The 18,053-nt window shown below is 55.7% G+C and carries 19 protein-coding genes; 12 read left to right on the top strand and 7 right to left on the bottom strand.

Annotated features, from left to right (window positions below):
* Positions 1–477: 477 nt before the first annotated feature.
* From RDV48_06420 to RDV48_06395, 6 genes are all read left to right on the top strand, one after another.
* Positions 478–735 carry a hypothetical protein gene (locus RDV48_06420; GenBank protein ID MDQ7822413.1) on the top strand — a complete coding sequence of 86 codons (258 nt, stop codon included), beginning with the start codon at positions 478–480 and terminating at the stop codon, positions 733–735.
* A complete protein-coding gene (locus tag RDV48_06415; GenBank protein ID MDQ7822412.1) occupies positions 726–1,130 on the top strand; it encodes a type II toxin-antitoxin system VapC family toxin in 405 nt (134 codons plus the stop codon). The genes RDV48_06420 and RDV48_06415 overlap by 10 nt, the downstream gene beginning before the upstream one ends.
* A 153-nt stretch (positions 1,131–1,283) precedes the next feature.
* Positions 1,284–2,144 carry an endonuclease/exonuclease/phosphatase family protein gene (locus RDV48_06410; protein MDQ7822411.1) on the top strand — a complete coding sequence of 287 codons (861 nt, stop codon included), beginning with the start codon at positions 1,284–1,286 and terminating at the stop codon, positions 2,142–2,144.
* Positions 2,145–2,324: 180 nt separating this feature from the next.
* A complete protein-coding gene (locus tag RDV48_06405) occupies positions 2,325–3,398 on the top strand; it encodes a metallophosphoesterase (GenBank protein ID MDQ7822410.1) in 1,074 nt (357 codons plus the stop codon).
* 22 nt (positions 3,399–3,420) lie between these two features.
* Positions 3,421–4,314, top strand: coding sequence for a hypothetical protein (locus RDV48_06400; GenBank protein MDQ7822409.1), 894 nt, complete (start codon positions 3,421–3,423; stop codon positions 4,312–4,314).
* On the top strand, positions 4,311–4,883 hold the full coding sequence (locus RDV48_06395) for a pentapeptide repeat-containing protein (GenBank protein ID MDQ7822408.1): 573 nt from the start codon (positions 4,311–4,313) through the stop codon (positions 4,881–4,883). The genes RDV48_06400 and RDV48_06395 overlap by 4 nt, the downstream gene beginning before the upstream one ends.
* Positions 4,884–4,890: 7 nt before the next feature.
* Here the strand turns inward: RDV48_06395 and RDV48_06390 are convergent, their stop codons facing one another.
* The 7 genes from RDV48_06390 to RDV48_06360 all read right to left on the bottom strand — a co-directional run bounded on the left by RDV48_06390 (position 4,891) and on the right by RDV48_06360 (position 11,988).
* On the bottom strand, positions 4,891–5,565 hold the full coding sequence (locus RDV48_06390) for a response regulator transcription factor (protein MDQ7822407.1): 675 nt from the start codon (positions 5,563–5,565) through the stop codon (positions 4,891–4,893).
* Positions 5,565–7,244, bottom strand: a complete 1,680-nt coding sequence (locus RDV48_06385) for a HAMP domain-containing sensor histidine kinase (GenBank protein ID MDQ7822406.1) — start codon at positions 7,242–7,244, stop codon at positions 5,565–5,567. Before RDV48_06385 ends, RDV48_06390 begins: the two co-directional genes overlap by 1 nt.
* Before the next feature lie 6 nt (positions 7,245–7,250).
* Entirely contained in the window at positions 7,251–8,306 is a 1,056-nt protein-coding gene (amrS, locus tag RDV48_06380; protein ID MDQ7822405.1) for an AmmeMemoRadiSam system radical SAM enzyme, read from the bottom strand.
* Complete coding sequence (gene truB / locus RDV48_06375) at positions 8,278–9,213, bottom strand: tRNA pseudouridine(55) synthase TruB (protein MDQ7822404.1); 936 nt, start codon at positions 9,211–9,213, stop codon at positions 8,278–8,280. Before truB ends, amrS begins: the two co-directional genes overlap by 29 nt.
* A 15-nt stretch (positions 9,214–9,228) precedes the next feature.
* Entirely contained in the window at positions 9,229–9,741 is a 513-nt protein-coding gene (locus tag RDV48_06370) for a hypothetical protein (protein MDQ7822403.1), read from the bottom strand.
* A gap of 42 nt (positions 9,742–9,783) precedes the next feature.
* The gene (gene aroQ / locus RDV48_06365; protein MDQ7822402.1) at positions 9,784–10,248 is read right to left on the bottom strand and encodes a type II 3-dehydroquinate dehydratase; all 465 of its coding nucleotides are present in this window, start codon (positions 10,246–10,248) and stop codon (positions 9,784–9,786) included.
* 87 nt (positions 10,249–10,335) lie between these two features.
* Positions 10,336–11,988 (bottom strand): DUF885 domain-containing protein, encoded by a 1,653-nt coding sequence (locus RDV48_06360; GenBank protein MDQ7822401.1) that lies wholly within the window; start codon positions 11,986–11,988, stop codon positions 10,336–10,338.
* A gap of 144 nt (positions 11,989–12,132) precedes the next feature.
* On the opposite strand from RDV48_06360, the gene xseA reads away from it, so the two are divergent.
* The 6 genes from xseA to RDV48_06330 are packed head-to-tail and all read left to right on the top strand — an operon-like array spanning position 12,133 to position 18,053.
* Positions 12,133–13,359, top strand: a complete 1,227-nt coding sequence (xseA, locus tag RDV48_06355) for an exodeoxyribonuclease VII large subunit (GenBank protein MDQ7822400.1) — start codon at positions 12,133–12,135, stop codon at positions 13,357–13,359.
* Positions 13,356–13,616, top strand: coding sequence for an exodeoxyribonuclease VII small subunit (xseB, locus tag RDV48_06350; protein ID MDQ7822399.1), 261 nt, complete (start codon positions 13,356–13,358; stop codon positions 13,614–13,616). Before xseA ends, xseB begins: the two co-directional genes overlap by 4 nt.
* The gene (locus RDV48_06345) at positions 13,606–14,445 is read left to right on the top strand and encodes a polyprenyl synthetase family protein (protein ID MDQ7822398.1); all 840 of its coding nucleotides are present in this window, start codon (positions 13,606–13,608) and stop codon (positions 14,443–14,445) included. Before xseB ends, RDV48_06345 begins: the two co-directional genes overlap by 11 nt.
* A gap of 5 nt (positions 14,446–14,450) precedes the next feature.
* Positions 14,451–16,331, top strand: a complete 1,881-nt coding sequence (gene dxs, locus RDV48_06340) for a 1-deoxy-D-xylulose-5-phosphate synthase (GenBank protein ID MDQ7822397.1) — start codon at positions 14,451–14,453, stop codon at positions 16,329–16,331.
* A 26-nt stretch (positions 16,332–16,357) separates the two neighbouring features.
* Positions 16,358–17,206: a TlyA family RNA methyltransferase gene (locus tag RDV48_06335; protein ID MDQ7822396.1), complete on the top strand. Its 849-nt coding sequence runs from the start codon at positions 16,358–16,360 to the stop codon at positions 17,204–17,206.
* Positions 17,184–18,053, top strand: coding sequence for a response regulator (locus tag RDV48_06330; protein ID MDQ7822395.1), 870 nt, complete (start codon positions 17,184–17,186; stop codon positions 18,051–18,053). Before RDV48_06335 ends, RDV48_06330 begins: the two co-directional genes overlap by 23 nt.

Genomic DNA, 18,053 nt, shown 5'->3' with positions numbered 1-18,053 from the left:
AGTACACCTATGCAGATAGTATCGCTCCCTTTGCCTTCTTTCCCACGGGCCTCTTTGTTTACAGCCTGTGATCCAAAGAGACATAGTGCCATAAAAAAGATGAGAGAGATAACTATCTTCATGCCAGACGGCAAGCCGTATTTAATCTTCAGCTTGAATTGATGCATAGGGAACCTCCTTGTTAATAAGGCAGAATCTCAATAATTTTGAGCCTGGTATTTCTCTTTGCAGATAGTTATAATCTGTGGTCTATATATTCCCGGGATCATGTTCTTTTCAGGCCGTCATTTCCCCTTTTGGTCCTTCTTCTCACAAAATGCATTTGTACCGTCACAATGGGGCAAGTGGAAGTGAAATGACTGTGGTGCTTGCCCTGAAAATATTGATCCCGGGAATAAGGCCTCATATTGACAGGGAGACGGTATGCTGCTATAATTGAGGCAGAGTGAGTCATAAAGAGAATCAAGGAGCCCGTGCATGAAGCAGCTCACCCTGAGAAGCCTTCCCCCTGATATAGAAAAGAAGATCCTCGAGGTGGCCGAGAAGGAGGGCCTGAGCTACAACAAGGCCATAATCTCGCTGCTGAAAAAGGCAGCCGGCGAGGGTCGAGGGAAGAAAAAGCCGGTCCATCACGATCTTGACCATCTCTGCGGCATCTGGGATGAAGAGGAGGCAGCATCCTTTGAAAAGCATCTCGGCATCCAGAGAAAAATTGACGAGAGCCTATGGAAGTAAGCCGCGTATTGATTGACACCCCGGCCTATTCCGCCTTCTTAAGAGGCAGTAAAGCCATAAAAACGGCACTCCAGCATGCTCAGGAAATCAATGTCAGTCCCATTGTCGTAGGGGAGCTCCTTGCGGGCTTCATGAAAGGCAGAAAAATGAAAGAGAACAGGGAGAGACTTGCTGAGTTCCTACTCTCACCCAGGGTCAGGATCATTCCCCTTGATGAGGAGACCTCCGAGCGCTATGCAGTCCTTCACTCATTTCTCTATTCAGCAGGGAAGCCCATCCCCACCCACGATCTCTGGATAGCCGCGCAGGCCATGCAGCACGGCTTGAAGATCCTCACCACTGACAGGCATTTTGATGCCGTCCCCCATGTGCTCAAGGAAATTTTCCCCCCGTGATCTTAAGCTCCCCTCCAGGGCATACCAGGCGACTCCGGGTGAATCCCGGCCATCACTGCCGGCCTGTCCGGATGTTAACATTTTCATAACAATCGAAATGACCTTTTATGCTACAATATAATCAGGTAATATATTATCTGAAAGAAAGTGGGAATGGCTATGTCAGAAATATCACCGAATGTCCCGAGCCAGTTGCGTATTGTCTCCTATAACCTGGAGGCGCTGGGCCAGGATGCCCCGGCCGCTGAAGGGGCCAAGAAGCGGGAGAATATGGCAAAAACCATAGAGGAGCTCGACGCAGATATAGTAATCAACCAGGAAGCGCCCAACGAAGCGGATTATGTCGATTTTTCAAAGTCGGACCTGAAGGGAAAGTACCCCTATACCCATTTCTTCAAGACAAATGATCCCTCCAAGCACCACCTTGGCATTATGAGCAAGTTCCCCATCACAGAGACACAATCTCATACCGATGAAGAGTTCCCGATTCATGGCAGTGATGAGAAGATGACGTTTCTGCGTGACGCCCCCGAGACGGAGATCCAGGTGGGGCCCTACGCGCTCAGGATCATCGACGTGCATTTCAAGGCCGATCCCTATTTCAAGAGCCGCAAGGCAAAAGACCCCGACAAGATGCAGCTATGCGAAGACAAGCGTGTGGGAGAGGCCGAGAAAGTCATCGATCTTATCGCCGGCTCCATGAAGCGCATGCCCAGCAAGCTCTATATCGTGGCGGGAGACATGAACGAAACGCCCACTTCCCCGGCGATACAGACATTGACCCATAACACCACGGCGCCCCTCATAGATTCTTTCGGGGATTCCCCCGAGATTTCCCACCCGGCCGCCGGGAAGCGCTTCGATTACATCATGCTTTCACCCGAGATGTCCCAGGGGCTGGTGCAGGGCTCCGCGAGGGTATATCATTCCACGAGCGCCGAAAATGGCTCCGATCATCTCCCCATATCGCTCACCATTGACATGGATGACCTGGGAGGGGAAAAGAAAGCCTAGAGGCACAATTCCGCGGGTAAAGAAAAGGACCATTGCACCGGCAGGAGGTCCTTTTTTCCTGTCTCTCGCTGATATCATCGAAGAGAAGACCCTTGAAAAAGTGACTTTTTGTTAACACATTGTTAATAGTCATCGCCACCTCCTTTCAGGTATAATATAAGTGCGGAGGAGTATGCTTTCATGTTCGGTGGCGTAGATTTTCCTTCATCGTTCATCCCCGTCGATATGGCGGCCGGCAAGAAGAAGCCCCCCATAAGGGCTGAGAAGCCTGTTGACGAAACAGGCCCCACCGACAGCTACGAGAAGAAGGCAGCGAATGACAACACAGCCCCCAGCGCCGAAGAAGCGGCAAGGAGCAAAGAAGAGCTCCAGGAGGAAGAAAAGGCCGGGCAGGACACGGGAGATCTTGAAAATGCCCTGAAAATCACGATCCTCCATACCAACGACATCCACGGGATGGAAGAGAAGCTCCCCGCATTGAAAGCCCTCATAGAAGACCTGAGACAGGACAATCCCAGCTCCATCCTTGTTGACTCCGGCGACATTGCTTACAGCGCCAAGCCTACGGAAGGCGACCATTTCGACTCGGTGAAGAATTATATCAACGAGGCGGGTTATTTCGCCATCGTGCCGGGCAACCACGACTTCCAGTGGGGCAAGGACGAGGCGGTCAAAGATTTCTTTACCCAGGTGAAAACCGACGTGCTCTGCGCAAATGTCCATGACACGGAGACCGGCAAGCACCTGGCCGGCACAAAAACAAGGGTGATGAAGGAGCTGGACGGCCTGAAGGTCGCCTTCATCGGCGTCACCACCACGAAGATGGCGACACCTGATCACCCCGATACAGGTGATGATCTCATAGTGTTCCCGGAATACGAGACCCTTCAAAGCGAGGTTGCGCAGGCGAAGAAAGAGGGCGCCGACATCGTGGTGGCCCTCATGCACAAGGGATATACCGATATCAAGGAGTTCAAGGACTTGGCCAGGCGCCTTCCCGACATCGACCTGATGGTCCTCGGCCATGATCATGAGCTTCACAAGACATCGCTGCGCACGGGCCCCATGCCTCACAGGACCTACATAGTGGAGGCAGGCTGCTACGGCAATTACGTGGGCGGCGTCAATTTCTATGTTGACAAGGACTCGAAGAAGATTATCAAGGCCCAGATGAAATCATATCCCACGAAGAATTACACCGTCACGGCCCAGGACCCTGCAGTGAGCAGTTCTCTGGAGAGCTCGGGGCTCTGAAAATGCCCCAGGGGAGGCTTTAATGATCAGCGGCGACAATTTTTCCATAGGAAGCTCCTGGAAGACCAGGGAGCCATTGAATGTTCCCTCCCATGGGATGACGGAAAAGGCCCCCCGGGAGCAGGCGAGACAGGAGGAGGCCCAGCCTTGCGAGGAAGCGGTCCTCTCCGAAGCGGCAAGAAAGTCTCACGGGAAAGACCATCACCACAAGTCGAAACACGGAGAGAGGAATAAGCCTGCCGGGGCGCCTTCAAAACCCGCTCCCCAGGCGCCTCTCAAGGACCATACCACAGGCGCGTCATATGTCATGACGAACGGCGGCAAATCAATTGCCCTTTTTGCCGATGCTCCCGCACCGGGAGAAAGCCGCACTGTCAGCACTTTCGTTGACAGGTACAGCACAATTGCAGCGACATGCGGCTGGTGCACCATGAAGGATGACGGGTCGCTGGATCCCACCGGAAAATCAAGCGCAGGTGAAGCACTCGGTGCGCTCCCGCAGCTCAAGGACAGGGCTGAGGAGCTTGCAAGCGACCCCGCCAAGGGAAAAAAGATCACGCCCGGATCGATAGAAGAGGCCGCCGTCGGCGCCTATGCCGAAGCATGCGGCGTGGTGCCGCCCACGGTCACGAGGGAAGCGACTGGCGCCGCGGAATTTATTGATGGAAAAGGGGCCCCATGGGACGTAAAAAGCCCCCTCTCCCCGCCTCAAGGCGCGAGATGGTCTTTTGACGCTCCTCATATTCTCGTCAAGCTCCGTCATGATCTCGGTGAAGGGGAAGGCGTGCTCCTTAACCTCAGCAACTGCAACAAGGCCGATGCCGATGCCGTGATCAACCTCATAAAATCAGACTTTTCAAACGAGGAACGCTCGCAGGTCAGGATACTTGTCAACCGCGAGGCCCTTGCGCAATGAGTACAGTGCTCGATATGCGCCGGCGCCTTGAAGCCCACTCACGGTGGCTGGCCCTTGATCCCGACGGTGAGCGCCTTGACCTCTCCGGCGCCGACCTCACCAAGGCGAATCTCTCCGGTGCCTGCCTTGCAGAAGCCCTGCTTTCCGGTGCAGACTTGTCAGGTGCCCTCCTTTCCGCCGCTGATCTCTCCGGAGCCGAGCTTGAGCAGGCCCGCCTTGACGGCGCCGACCTCACGGCTGCCAGCCTCGTGAAGGCCAACCTTCACCGCGCCTCCCTCCAGGGAGCCGTAATGAAGGGGGCGAAGATGAAGCGGAGCGACATGGGAGACACCGATCTGCAGCGCGCCGATCTCTCGGAGGCTGACTGCGAGGGTGTCCTTTTTGCCGGCGCTGACCTGCGCCACGCTGATGCGAGGAATGCAAAACTGTCGCACTGCCTTTTTGACGGAGCCCTTGTCTATGGCTTGAACCTCTCAGGTGCCGACCTTGACGGGGCAAAGGGAAGCCATGTCCATTTCAGCAGGGAGAGGGACGGGAGCGACACAGGCGACATCACAAGGCTTCACTGAACGGCCCTTACAGGGAGATTATGCCGTTCTTCACGGCGAAAAGCACCATCTCGACGCGGTCCCTGAGGTTGAGCTTGCTCATCAGGTTGGCCACGTGGCTCTTGACCGTTGCCTCGCTGATAAAGAGCGCCGAGGCGATCTCCTTGTTGTTGAGGCCCTGGGCAACGTGGCTGAGCACTTCCCTCTCGCGCTCCGTGAGGCTGGTAAGCTTTCCGCTCTCTCCTTTTTCAGGAGATTTCCTTTTCTCCTCTGAGAGCTTGCAGAACTCCTTCAGTATCTTGTTCACAATGCGGGGCTGAATGAGCGACTCGCCCGAGTAAGCTGACCTGATTGCCTTGATCACCTCGAGGGCATTGGTGTCCTTCATAAGGTACCCTGTGGCACCCTCCCTGATGAACTTGAAGACATAGGCGTCATCCTCGAGGGCGGTGAGGATCACCACCTTGCAGAGGGGCTGCTCCCTCTTGATCTCCCTTATTGCCTCCAGGCCGTTCATACGCGGCATGTTGATGTCCAGCAGAATGATGTCGGGATGAAGCTTCCTGGCCTGTGCCACCGCTTCCTCCCCGTCGCTTGCTTCGGCAATGACTTCGATATCTTCCTCTTCGCTGAGGGTGTGGAAGAGCATCTCCCTGAAAAGATGGTGATCGTCTGCTATGAGAACCCTTATTTTCTCGTCCATTATGAATCTCCCGGCTGAGTGATAGTATGCTCCCCCGGAGGGGCAGCAGCGGCGGGGGCTTCACCAGGGCCTGACTCCTCAGCAGATGCGGTGTTTTCACGGGAGATGGTGAAGGCAAAGATCGTGCCCTTCCCCACCTCGCTCTCCACCAAGATCCTCTGGCTGTGGCCGTCTATGATCTTCTTGACTATGTAAAGGCCCAGACCCATGCCCCCCGATGACTTCTCCCCGAATGTGAACTGGGTGAACTTGTTGAAGATTGAGGTGATGTGCCGGATCTCAATACCGGCTCCCCGGTCAGCGACAATGATCCTGATGACCGGGCCGCTCTCCTCGGCGGTGAGCGTGATGGCGTCACCTGGCTTGGAAACTTCGATTGCGTTTCCTATGAGGTTCGTAAGAACCTGCCCTATCTTTGCCCTGTCGGCATGGACCATCTCGCAGGAGGGGGGCACCTTCACCTCGAGGGAGACGTCCCTCTCCTCGAGGAAGAGCTGGAGGGTGCTCTTTATCTCCTCTATGAGCATTGAGAGCTTGAAGTTCTCCATATAATAGCTTATCTTTCCCGCATCATATTTTACCGAGTCCAGCATGTTCCTCACCAGGTGGAGGAGCTGGCTGTTCGCCATGGCGATGCTCCTCAGGAATTTTTCCTGCTTCTCGGTGAGGGGGCCTGTTTTGGACTTGAGAAGGAGCTCCGTATAGCCCTGGGCTGCCGCAAGCGGCACTTTCAGGTCGTGGGTGACGAGAGAGAAGAACTCTCTGAGCTCCTTGGTCTTATCCTGGACCTGCTGCTCAAGCTTCTCATTGAGCTGGCGGTAACGCTCGTTGAGATCAAAGAGCCTCCTGTTCTGCCGCTCGAGCTCCTCCCTGAATTTCTTGAGATCGCCGGCCATCTTATTGAAGGAGCCGTACGCCCTCGCAAGCTCATTGGTGTGTACCAGGTCAAGATCCACCCTGGTGTCGAAATCGCCGCTCGCGAGGCGGTCCTGGGCCTGGAGGATGAACTCCAGGGGGCGCCTGACGGCGTTGTCGGTCCATATGGAGATGGCGATGAAGGTGGAGATCAGGAATATGAGCACCAGGGTGATGTTCCCTATGGTGATGAGCTTAAGGAGCGTGGGCAGTTTCTTGACGTTGAAGGAGAGATAAAGGACGCCCACGGGCATGTCCTTCCTGATGACGGGCATGAAATATTCAAAACTGAAGCTCCTGTTGTCAAAGATGGCCACATGGGTGGCAGGCTCGCCGATCAGGTCGCTTCCATCATGGTAGGCCCAGAGATGGGAAGAAGGCGACTCAGTCCTGGAGGCTTCCTTGAGAAGGGCGTTCCTGAGGCCGATCTCGTCATCCTTGATGCCGTAGCGGAAGAGGATCTTCCCGTCGCTGTCGTAAATCTTCACAGCCCTGATATCCTCGAAGCCGTCGAGGTAAGCATCGAGGGAGCGCCTCTGGTTGTCGGTCACTGCCAGGGTCTCTGTGGGAGGCTCCCTTTCAAGAAAAAGTATCCGCCTGGACCACTGGGTGATGAACTCGGCCGTGGCGGCGGTGACCTGGGTGGTGTTGGAGACAAGGGTGTTCTCCAGTATGTTGATGTTGAAATAGCTCATCACGGAGATGACGAGCGACATCGGGAGAAAGAGAATCCAGAAGATCTGCCACTTCAGCTTGAGCCCCATAGGCTTTTACCAGCTCCTCCTGCAGGGTCCCGTCACGTTCACCCTGGCGCCGCAGAAGCCGCAGGCCCCCCCGTCCGACAGGGAGCAGGATGATACGCCCATCCCTTCTCGCTTGATCACTGTCTTCCGGCAGGAGGGACAGAGGGTGTCGTTCCAGGGATTGAAAGGGATATTGCCCGCATAGACATACTTAAGCTTTCGGCCTGCAATCTCATGAGCCATTTCTATGCTTTCCATGGGAGTCCCCGGGAGATCCATCTTGAAGTCGGGATGGTACCGGGAAAAATGGATGGGCGTCTCCTCGCCGAGGTGGTCGTGAACCCAGTTCACAAGCCCCTCCAGATCTTCTCTTGAGTCATTGAGGGAGGTAATCAACAGGTTGGTTATCTCCAGCAGCATGTGATCCTTTGCTTTGCGGCAGTATGCAAGCACCGGTTCCAGCTCGGCCTTGCAGTATTTGCGGTAGAACGAGGGATTGATGGATTTGATATCTATGTTTGCCGCGTCAATGTATGGGAGAAGCTCATCGAGGGGTCCCTCGTTGAGAGAGCCGTTGCTGACGAGCACGCTCTTGAGGCCATGGCTTCTCAGCAGCCTTGACGTTTCAAGCACAAACTCAAACCATATTGATGGCTCATTATAGGTGAATGATATGCCGATGTTCCCCTTGTCCTTTGTGCGGAGGGCTATTTCAAGAGCGCTTTCGGGGGTGACGAGGTCGGTTGCGCGCTCTATTCCCTCGCAGGTGAGATATTTCTTGTCGGGATGGCTCAGCGTCCAGTTCTGGCAGAACTCACAGGAGAAATTGCAGCCGAAGGTCCCGAATGACAGGATCCGCGACCCGGGGTGGAAATGATAAAGGGGCTTTTTCTCGATGGGATCGAGGTTCACTGAGGCGCAGCGGTCCCCGATGAGGGAATAGAGGGTTCCTTCCTTGTTGAGGCGCACCCTGCATCGGCCGCTTCTCCCCTCATTGACAATGCAGGCCTGGGGACACAGGAGGCACCGTACGTCGCTCGTCCCTTCGATTTCCTCAGCGTAGCGTGCTTTTATCATCACCATCACCCCTTCCTTCAAGGAATACTTTCACCGGTTTCAGCATGGGCACTCCCTGGAGGAGCACTTCCCCCAGGGCTGCAAGGGTGCCGTCTGGAAGCTCGAGCCGCAGGCGCTCCCCTCCCTGAGGAAGTGGACCGTGGCGCTTTTCAAGCCTTAAGGCTGCTCCTTTCAGGACACGGAGCATATCGCCTTCGTCGAGCCTCACTACCGGCATATGCTGAAGGGCCTGTCCGGGCGGCACAAGAAAGTGCCCGAGCCTGTTTTCCTGGAACCCTTCCGCAAGCTCTCCGGGAGTCATTGCATTTTCAATCCTGAAAATGCCGCTCTGCCACCTCACCAGGAACGTCAGGATGGCTCCGCAGCCCAGTGTCTGCCCTATGTCATGGCAGAGGCTCCTCACGTAAGTGCCTTCTCCGCACTCCACGTCAATGATGAGACGGGGTGGGCTGTAGGAGACTATCTTAAGGGAGCTGACCTTCACCTTCCTGAGAGGTGCCTCCCTGGCGAGGCCTTCCCTGTAATACTCGTAGAGGTGCCTCCCCTGCACCCTGACGCTGGAAGCCATCGGCGGCCTCTGCTCGATGATACCCCTGAAGGAGCAAAGTGATGACTCAAGCAGGGAAAAATCAGGGCACTCAGGGCTCCCTGTTTCCGTGATGGCGCCGAAGGCATCGTATGAATCGGAGACCAGGCCGAACTGCAGCTCTGCCCTGTAGCCCTTGGGCTCAGAGGGAACATGCTCCGCGAGCCTGGTCGCAAAGCCCAGCGCCACAGGGAGCACGCCTGCCGCCCCAGGATCAAGGGTGCCCAGGTGGCCCACCTTCTTTATCGCAAGTGTCCTCCTGAGATATGCCACCACGTCGTGGGAGGTCATTCCCGGCGGCTTGAGCACGTTGAGAAAACCGTTCAATGGAGGGGGAGGGCCCTATCCTTTCTGTTTATTCATCTCATCATAGTCAACTTTTCCAGGTTTATAGATGGTAATGCTCTCCACAGCTCCCTGGTCAGTCACCTTGAATATGACGCCCTTCTTGAAATAATTGGCAAAGCCGGCCTCTTTTTTATCGGGCTCGCCCCAGGTCTTCTTCACCTTGTCATAGCTGTCGCCCACTTCAAAAGGGATGCCCTTGAGCTTTGTTCCCGAATTCTTGACGATAATGGCTTTGATGACGTTGTCATCGTTGGTGATGTAAAAGACGAGGCCGGGCTCAGTGTAGGCCATCTGGACAAAGTCGTCCTTCTTGTCCGACTTGCCCCGTGAGGCGTGTATGATATCGGGGGCAGCGAACTGGCTGAAGACAAAAACCATCTTCTGCCCGGGCGTGAGCACCGTCTGGCCTACCACAATTCCGCAGAGTTCCTCCTCTGCACCAGCCACGGACGCCGACAGCGCGCACAGGAACAGCACCATTGTCACAAGAATCCATGCCCGTTTCATTGCCTGCTACCTCCTTATGGTAAAAAATTCACCGAGCTCTCTTCATTTTTCCTTCTCCGTGCCATCGTGGAGAGCGCCGCCGGCAAAGTGCATCCCTGCCATCATTCCCAGCATGTAGCTCATGGAGCCCGCCCCTGATATCTGTGCCCGGCACACGGGCGCAATGACCGAGCGGGCCCTGAACTCCTCGCGGGAGTGAATGTTGGATAGATGCACCTCGATGACGGGGATGCCGATGGATGCCACGGCGTCACGTATCGCATAACTGTAATGGGTGAAGGCCCCCGGGTTCAGGACGATGAAATCAGAGGTGCCTGCCCCTTCGTGGAGCCTGTCGATAAGGGCGCCCTCGTGGTTTGACTGGAAAAATGTCACTTGCAGGTGACGGGCCAGAGCCCAGGACCTGATCTGTTCATTGAGGCTGTCCAGGGTGAGAGTCCCGTAAATATGGGGCTCCCTTGAGCCCAGCAGGTTCAGATTGGGGCCATGGATCACCAGGGCTTTCATAACGGCTCACCTCGCAGTACCTTCAACGGCTTCCCGATCTAAATACAATTCGCCGCGGGACCTTTATTCCCCCGCTTCTCCCCTCCTCTACCGGGGACCTGCAGGGAGGCTCGCAGCGCTGTCCTTCTCCCCCATCTTCTCTTTCATCACCTTCTCCATCAGGTAAATGGGAAGATTGCCCGAGTAGAGAAGAATGTCATGGAACCTCCTGTCGGAGAACTGACGGGGGAATGTTGCCTTTATCCTTGTCTTGAGGGCCTTGAGCATGTGCTTGCCCATCAGGTAGCTGAGCTGGTAACCCGGAGTGTAGGTGTAGCGCTTCACTTCCGCCATAGCGCCAACTTCTTCCATGCCTACCTCATTGACCAGCGTCGCTATGGCATCCTCAAAGGACATCTGGCCGCTCGAGAGCTTGATGTCAATTATGATCCTCCAGGCCCTCCAGAGCATGTCCTTGTAACGGATGAGGCTGCCTTCAGGGGTGTTTTTAAATCCCGCCTCTGCCGCGGCATCTTCACAGTAATGGGCCCAGCCCTCGATGAACTCGAAGGCGTGGGCGAAGATCCTCGCCGTCTGGGGGTTGGTGTTGGAGCAGCAGAGCTGCAGGTGGTGGCCCGGGTAGCCTTCATGGACCGAGGTGTTCACCATGTCCTCGCTGCAGAACTCCTTGAGCCTTTCGTTGTTGCCTTCCACCGGTGTTATCATGTAGATCCCCTTCTGTATCTTGTCAAACTTGCCCGGCGAGGAATAGGCGGCAAAGGGGATAAAATGGCGCATGAAGATGGGAGTCTCCTGGACATCCAGGATCTCGTTCTCCGGGAGGGTGGCAAAGCTGCTTTCCTTCACAAACTCGCGGGCTTCGCGCATCACCTTCTTGACGTCGTTGAGGACCTGCTCGAAATTCGTGGGGCCTTTTCCCCTGATGCCTTTCAGTATCTCCTCGACGGTGGCTGTGCCGTCAATCTGCCGTGCAATGGATTTCATGGTGTCATTGATGGATTTCACGTAATCCTCACCGATGGCCAGTATCTCCCCGGGGGTGTAACCCAGCTTCCTCATCGCCATCAGAGCCGCGAACTTTTCCTCGCCGATGGCATAGTCCGGGCCTGCTTTTGGGAGAATATCCGTTGAAAGCCATTGCTCATAAGCCTTGAAGGCATCCCTCACCTTGACGGCGTTTCCATGAAGCTCCCTGAGAAGGCCGTCATTCTTTATGAGGGCCTTGGCCATCTCCTCAATAAAATCAATATAGCCCTTCATGCGGTGGCATGATTCGATGCCTATCTCGGTCCATATCCACACGGGCTTTTCCACGAGCTCCCTGGTCTCCTCGAGATAGCGGGGGATCTTCTCAAGCCTCGAAATGATGCTCCTGAGGCGCCCCTCGAAGGGCGTCGAATCGCGGGAGATAAGGGTGTAGAGTGCCGATCCCACCCTGGCGGGGCCCCTGGGGTAGCCCTTGTCAAGCTTGATATGCTTTTCGGAGAAGAGATCCATCTCAAGGACATCTATCAGGCATTCCCTGTCAATTCTCTCGTCAAAGGAGAGGTCGCTTTCGGGAAAGGCTTTCACGTCCCTCAGAAAGGACTCGGAAAGAGCTATTGACCGCTCCTGCTGCTTTTTCCCTCCCTCGGGGAGGAGATCGTCATACTCCTCGAGACCCAGGTCGCTTCCCCAGACAGGTGACAGCTCGAGGGATTTCCTGAAGTACTGTTCCACGGTCTCTTTGAAATCGGCCATTTTTTTCATCCTTTCACTTGGTGCAATTCCCCCCATGGTGATTCTCTCCCTCCATAAAGAAACCTCCTTGGAACCGGGATGAACCGGTCATTCCCTGATAGATTCAAAGGATTTTTAGGATATATCGAGAATTTCCACTCTATTGTGGACATATTTACCGTTCAGGAAATCACATCCTATCTCAAGGATGTGCTCGAGTCAGATGACGTGCTCGCCGATCTCTCCGTGAGTGGAGAAATCTCAAATTTCAGCGAATCCCTCGCAGGTCACTGCTATTTTACCCTCAAGGATCCCCATGCGCAGCTTCGCTGCGTGTTTTTCAAAGGCGCCCGCGCCAGGATCAGGCTCCCTCTCCGCGAGGGTATGAAAATAGTGGCCAGGGGAAGGATCTCTGTCTATGAAAAGCAGGGCCAGTACCAGCTCATTGTGGAGCACGCGAAAAAGGAAGGGCAGGGCGAGCTCTACGAGCAGTTCCTGAAGCTCAGGAAAAAGCTCGAAGACGAGGGGCTTTTTGATGAAGCCCGCAAATCGGCCATCCCTCCCCACGCGGTGACAGTGGGCGTCGTGACCTCGCCGTACGGTGCCGCCCTGAGAGACATCGTCACCACCTTGAAAAAAAGGAGCAGCGTCACCATCGTCCTCTCCCCTGCCCTTGTCCAGGGCGCTGATGCGCCCGGGAGCCTCATCGCAGCACTGAAGCGTCTGGAGAAAGTCCCCTCGATTGACCTGATTATCATAGGCCGCGGAGGAGGCTCCTTCGAAGAGCTCAACGCTTTCAACGACGAGGCGCTGGCCCGTGCCGTATATGCCTGCCCCGTGCCTGTCATCTCCGCGGTCGGCCACGAGACTGATTTCACCATCTGCGACATGGTCGCTGATCACAGGGCGCCAACGCCCACTGCGGCGGCTGTAGCAGCAGTTCCTGACTCCCGCGAGCTGTCGCTCCGCATGAAAAGCCTCATGAAAACCCTGGGCAGGTCTCTTGATAAGACATTGAAGGGCTCGCGCATCAGGCTGAAAAGCCTTCAGCTCCGCCTGGAAGGAAGGCATCCGAAGCGCCACCTCGAGAGACTTGCGCAGAACCTGGACATGCTCTACGCAAGGGGAACCAGAGCTCTCACCTCCATGCTTACCCTCAGGAAAAGCAGGCTCCTGGCAGGCAGGGAGATACTGGAAGCCTATAATCCCCGCCATGTCATCGAGAGGGGCTACTGCATCGCCTACAAGATGCCCCGGGAGGAGCTGGTCAAAAAGACCTCACAGGTGGCGCCTGAAGACAAGGTGAGGCTTGTGGTGGGAGACGGCTCAATCCTGGCAAGGGTTATGGAAGCAAGAAAAGATCAAGCCGGCAAGGCGGGGGGACTCTCATGAAAAAGGACCTGAGCAGGATACCTTATGACAGGCTTTACGAGCAGCTTGAAGAGATCGTGGAGAAGATGGAAAAAGGCGACCTGGAGCTTGAGCAGGCCCTCCTGCAGTATGAGCAGGGCGTGACCCTTTACAGGGAGTGCGAGAAGCGCCTGAAGGAGGCGGAGTCAAGGCTCCTGGTACTGAAGGGAGAAAAGGAGGGCGTTGCGGCCCTGGAGCCATTTTCCCTTGATGAAGAGGAAGAACGAGATGACGAGTGACCTGGAGCAGTACTTCCTGGAAAAATCGGCGCTGGTGAACAGGGCCCTTGAAAGCTATTTTCCCGCGGCCGCGGGGGGGCTCTCAGAGGTGATGGCTTACAGTGTCCTCTCGCCGGGAAAGAGGTTCAGGCCTGCGCTGATGATTGCAGCCGCCGAATCTCTCGGCCTCGATGCCTCCGAAGCCATGGCGCCGGCCTGCGCCATGGAGTGCATTCACTGCTTCTCGCTGATCCATGATGACCTTCCCTCGATGGACAACGATGACTTCCGCCGCGGAAAGCCTTCATGCCACAGGAGATTCGGCGAGGCCCCGGCGCTGCTGGCCGGTGATGCTCTGATGCTCAGGGCTTTCGAGATAATCGCAGAATGGGGCACAGGCGATCCCCGGAAGGCCCTGGGAATTATAGGGGAGCTCTCGGGCGCCTCGGGCTCTGCGGGGATGACAGGAGGGCAGTATCTCGAATATTGCCAGAAGGAGAAAACTCTTGACAGGGAGACTCTCCTGGAGATTCACCGTCAGAAAACAGGCGCCCTCATCACTGTCTCCCTGAGGATAGGCGTCCTGATAGCAGGGGGCGGTGCAGGCGACATGGAAGCCCTTACCGGTTATGGGAAAGCCATAGGGCTGCTCTTTCAGATCCGGGATGACATAATAGATGCAGGGCACAGGCGGGAGGCCATATCCTTCCCTGCCCTTTACGGGGTCGAAGGTGCCCAGGCCTTTGCTGAAGAGACTGCAAAGCAGGCCCTCGGCTCCCTTGCCTCCTTTACGGGCAGGAGAGAGCGCTTCGAGGCGATAGTGCAGTACCTGCTGCTCAGGAAGAGATAGCATACATGGGAAGAATTCTTGATCTCATCAGTTCCCCCAGCGAGCTGAAAAAACTGGGTATACCAGAGCTCAGGGAGCTTGCCGGGGAGTTGAGGAGCGAGATAATCTCCACGATATCAAAGGTGGGTGGGCACCTTGCCTCAAGCCTTGGCGTGGTGGAGCTCACTATCGCGCTTCATTACGTCTTTGACATGCCCAGGGACAAAATAATCTGGGATGTAGGCCATCAGTGCTATGCTCATAAGCTCCTCACGGGGAGAAGAGAGGTCTTTTCTTCCATAAGGCAGCACTGCGGCATCAGCGGCTTCCCCAGGAAATCTGAAAGCGATTTCGACTCGTTCGGAACGGGTCATGCGAGCACCTCTATCTCGGCGGCCCTTGGGATTGCCGTGGCAAGGGATCTCAGGAAAGAGAAATTTGACGTCATATCAGTGATAGGCGACGGGGCAATGACGGGGGGTATGGCCTTTGAAGCCCTCAACAACGCGGGATCGGTGAATACAGACCTGATAGTGGTCCTCAACGACAACGAGATGTCCATCTCCAGGAACGTGGGAGCCCTCGCAGGCCACCTGGCGCACGTCAGGATGAATCCCGGCCTGCTGAGAGTGAGAAAGGAGCTCCGCAAGATAGTGCGGAGCATCCCCAGGATAGGCCCCGACATGCTGAAAGCTGCTGAGCAGATAGAGGATCATCTCACCTACCTCGTGGTGCCGGGAGTCATCTTCGAGGCCCTGGGCTTCGCCTATCTCGGCCCCTTTGACGGCCACAACCTCGATCAGCTCATCAATGTCCTCGAAAAGGCCAAGCATATTGAAGGGAACAAGCTTATCCATGTCATCACGAAAAAGGGGAAGGGCTACCCCCCTGCGGAAAAGGATGCCACAAAGTTCCATGGCGCCAATCCCTTCGATATCGATACGGGCGACACAAACGGAACGAGCAAGGTCTATACGTACACCGAAATCTTTGGAAGCACCCTCGTGGAGCTTGCCCGTGAAAATGAAAAGATAGCGGCCATCACGGCGGCTATGCCCGACGGGACAGGCCTCATTGACTTCGCCAGGGAGTTCCCCGCAAGATTTTTTGACGTGGGAATTGCCGAGCAGCATGCCGTCACTTTCGCCGCAGCGCTTGCCTCGGAGGGCTTCATACCCTTTGTCGCCATCTATTCAACTTTTCTCCAGAGGGCCTTTGACCAGATCATCCATGATGTATGCCTCCAGAATCTCCATGTGGTCTTTATCGTAGACAGGGCAGGCATTGTAGGAGAGGACGGATCGACGCACCAGGGCATATTCGATCTCTCGTACCTGCGCATGATCCCCAATATCGTCATAATGGCTCCCAAGGATGAAAATGAGCTCCGCTCCATGATGAAGACGGCCATTGACCATAATGGCCCCGTAGCCATAAGATACCCCAGGGGAAAAGCCGTCGGGGTGCCGCTGGACGAGAAGGTTGCCCCCCTGGAGATTGGAAAGGGAGAAGTCATAAGGGAGGGCGAAGACATTGTGCTCTTTGCCCTGGGAAGCATGGTGTACCCCAGTATTCTTGCCGCGGAAAAGCTTGCCGCAAACGGCATCTCCGCCACCGTCGTGAATGCCCGCTTTGTGAAGCCCCTTGACGAAGCCCTCCTTGTGGGAATTGCAAGGAAGATGAGGCGCGTCTTTACCGTAGAGGAAAATGTGGCTTCAGGAGGCTTCGGCACTGCTGTCGCCGAGCTCATGCAGCGCAGCGGATGCGAGAATGTCGGCGTCTCAATCATCGGCCTTCCCGACTGCTTTATTGAGCATGCCTCCCAGGGTATACTGAGGGAAAAGCTCGGCATGACGCCTGAAGGGATTACGCAGAGCGTCCTCGGAAGCCTGCAGGTCACCCTATGAGCGCCACCCCGGGGATCCAGGCCAGCATGAAAGGGAAAAGACGGCTTGACTCACTTCTCCTGGAGAAGGGCCTCTGCGAATCACGCCACCTGGCCCAGAGCCTCATCTTTGAAGGGAGAGTGAAGGTGAACGGCATAGCGGTCACCAAGGCCGGGACACAGGTTCCTGCCGATTCTGATCTCGTCATCGAGGGGCCGCGGCGCCTATACGTGAGCCGGGGCGGCCTGAAGCTGGAGCATGCCCTGAGGTCATTTGCAGTCTCCTCCCAGGGTGCTCTTGCCCTGGATATCGGTGCGTCAACAGGAGGATTTACCGACTGCCTTCTCAAGGCCGGGGCTCTCAAGGTCTGGAGCGTCGATGTGGGGAAAGGGCAGCTTGATTACTCCCTGAGGAACAATCCCGCCGTGGTCTCACTCGAAGGTGTCAATGCCCGATATCTGGAGAGATCTCAAGTTCCCGGGAAAGTGAACATTGTCACTGTTGATGTGTCTTTCATCTCGCTGGAGCTGCTTTTCGCAAGACTCAGGGAGTTTCTTCTACCGGGCGGAGCGATGATAGTCCTTGTCAAGCCGCAGTTTGAGGCGGGAAAAGGCAGGGCAAAGAAGGGCGTCATAAGGGATCCTTCGCTCCACAGGGAAGTGCTCCTCAAGGTGATAGCCCGCGCTGAAGCCGCGGGGCTTTTCACCGCGGGGGCGACTTACTCGCCGCTCAAGGGACCGGCGGGAAACACGGAGTTCTTTCTGCATCTGGAAGCGGAAAAGCCCGCTCAAGGAGCGGATCACGATATCATAGTCTCCAGGGTGCTTGACGAGACAATGCTCTATTACGGGAAGAAAGGTGGGGACCATACCCATGAGAAAGATCTTCATTGTTGATGATGACAGCGCGTCAGCAGCATCCCTCAAGGAAGCCCTTGAGCAGGAGGGAGTCCAGGCTGACCTGTTCAAATCGGGAGAAGAGGCCGTCTCCAGAGCGTACCAGGACCCTCCCGACAGCATAGTCCTTGCCATGGTGATGCCGGACAGTTCAGGCTATGAGGTCCTCCACCAGCTTGATATCCATCCCGAGACCTCACGGATCAAGGTGCTCCTCACCACTGAAAATCCCCAGTTTCACCGGGAATATGCCCTTATTGCCGGAAAAAGGCTTGAGCTCATCAAAAAACCCTGCCTGACAGCCGACATGCTTACCGCCCTGAGGGCTCTTGCCGATAATGAAGGAGGAAGCAGCGATAAGGAAGAAGCATCATGGCACGAAGGGTGCCCTGGAGTTTACCGTGCTGATGCCGTATCGGCGCGCTTTGCCGAGGAGTTCAAGAGGGCGGCGAGATTCTCCTATCCTCTTTCCGCCATAAAAATCGCCATCTCTTACGAGAGCAAGAAGGCGCCCGATATGCAGCGGCTCATGAGAGAATGCGCTGCCCTCATAAAGCAGTCACTCCGCGTGATAGATATCACGGCTATAACGGGCGAGGGCGAATTTTTAATCATCCAGCCGAGGATGGGAAAGAGCAGCGCCCTGGTACATGCGCAGAAGCTCCGCAATGTTTTCCAGGGCCATGAGTTCCCGAAAGGCATAGAGAGCTCCGCCGTGAAAACCGCCATGGGCATATTCTATACCGACGAGCGCTCATCTGCCGATGAGGCGGGGTTTTTGCGCAGCGTGAACGAAGCCCTGGCCAAGGCCAGGCAGATGGGTGAGAACCAGATATACATGAAGTGA

Source organism: Candidatus Eremiobacterota bacterium (assembly GCA_031082125.1).
Taxonomy (GTDB): Bacteria; Vulcanimicrobiota; CADAWZ01; order CADAWZ01; family Ess09-12; genus Ess09-12.
The sequence above is the reverse complement of the archived record's forward strand: the minus strand, read 5'-3'. Positions and strand labels throughout refer to the sequence as shown.

Excerpts from the sequence above, each read along its gene's own strand:
- RDV48_06420 (MDQ7822413.1), top strand. The coding sequence starts at position 478 with ATGAAGCAGCTCACCCTGAGAAGCCTTCCCCCTGATATAGAAAAGAAG.
- RDV48_06415 (MDQ7822412.1), top strand. The coding sequence starts at position 726 with ATGGAAGTAAGCCGCGTATTGATTGACACCCCGGCCTATTCCGCCTTC.
- RDV48_06410 (MDQ7822411.1), top strand. The coding sequence starts at position 1,284 with ATGGCTATGTCAGAAATATCACCGAATGTCCCGAGCCAGTTGCGTATT.
- RDV48_06405 (MDQ7822410.1), top strand. The coding sequence starts at position 2,325 with ATGTTCGGTGGCGTAGATTTTCCTTCATCGTTCATCCCCGTCGATATG.
- RDV48_06400 (MDQ7822409.1), top strand. The coding sequence starts at position 3,421 with ATGATCAGCGGCGACAATTTTTCCATAGGAAGCTCCTGGAAGACCAGG.
- RDV48_06395 (MDQ7822408.1), top strand. The coding sequence starts at position 4,311 with ATGAGTACAGTGCTCGATATGCGCCGGCGCCTTGAAGCCCACTCACGG.
- RDV48_06390 (MDQ7822407.1), bottom strand. The coding sequence starts at position 5,565 with ATGGACGAGAAAATAAGGGTTCTCATAGCAGACGATCACCATCTTTTC.
- RDV48_06385 (MDQ7822406.1), bottom strand. The coding sequence starts at position 7,244 with ATGGGGCTCAAGCTGAAGTGGCAGATCTTCTGGATTCTCTTTCTCCCG.
- amrS (MDQ7822405.1), bottom strand. The coding sequence starts at position 8,306 with ATGGTGATGATAAAAGCACGCTACGCTGAGGAAATCGAAGGGACGAGC.
- RDV48_06370 (MDQ7822403.1), bottom strand. The coding sequence starts at position 9,741 with ATGAAACGGGCATGGATTCTTGTGACAATGGTGCTGTTCCTGTGCGCG.
- aroQ (MDQ7822402.1), bottom strand. The coding sequence starts at position 10,248 with ATGAAAGCCCTGGTGATCCATGGCCCCAATCTGAACCTGCTGGGCTCA.
- RDV48_06360 (MDQ7822401.1), bottom strand. The coding sequence starts at position 11,988 with ATGGCCGATTTCAAAGAGACCGTGGAACAGTACTTCAGGAAATCCCTC.
- xseB (MDQ7822399.1), top strand. The coding sequence starts at position 13,356 with ATGAAAAAGGACCTGAGCAGGATACCTTATGACAGGCTTTACGAGCAG.
- RDV48_06345 (MDQ7822398.1), top strand. The coding sequence starts at position 13,606 with ATGACGAGTGACCTGGAGCAGTACTTCCTGGAAAAATCGGCGCTGGTG.
- dxs (MDQ7822397.1), top strand. The coding sequence starts at position 14,451 with ATGGGAAGAATTCTTGATCTCATCAGTTCCCCCAGCGAGCTGAAAAAA.
- RDV48_06335 (MDQ7822396.1), top strand. The coding sequence starts at position 16,358 with ATGAAAGGGAAAAGACGGCTTGACTCACTTCTCCTGGAGAAGGGCCTC.
- RDV48_06330 (MDQ7822395.1), top strand. The coding sequence starts at position 17,184 with ATGAGAAAGATCTTCATTGTTGATGATGACAGCGCGTCAGCAGCATCC.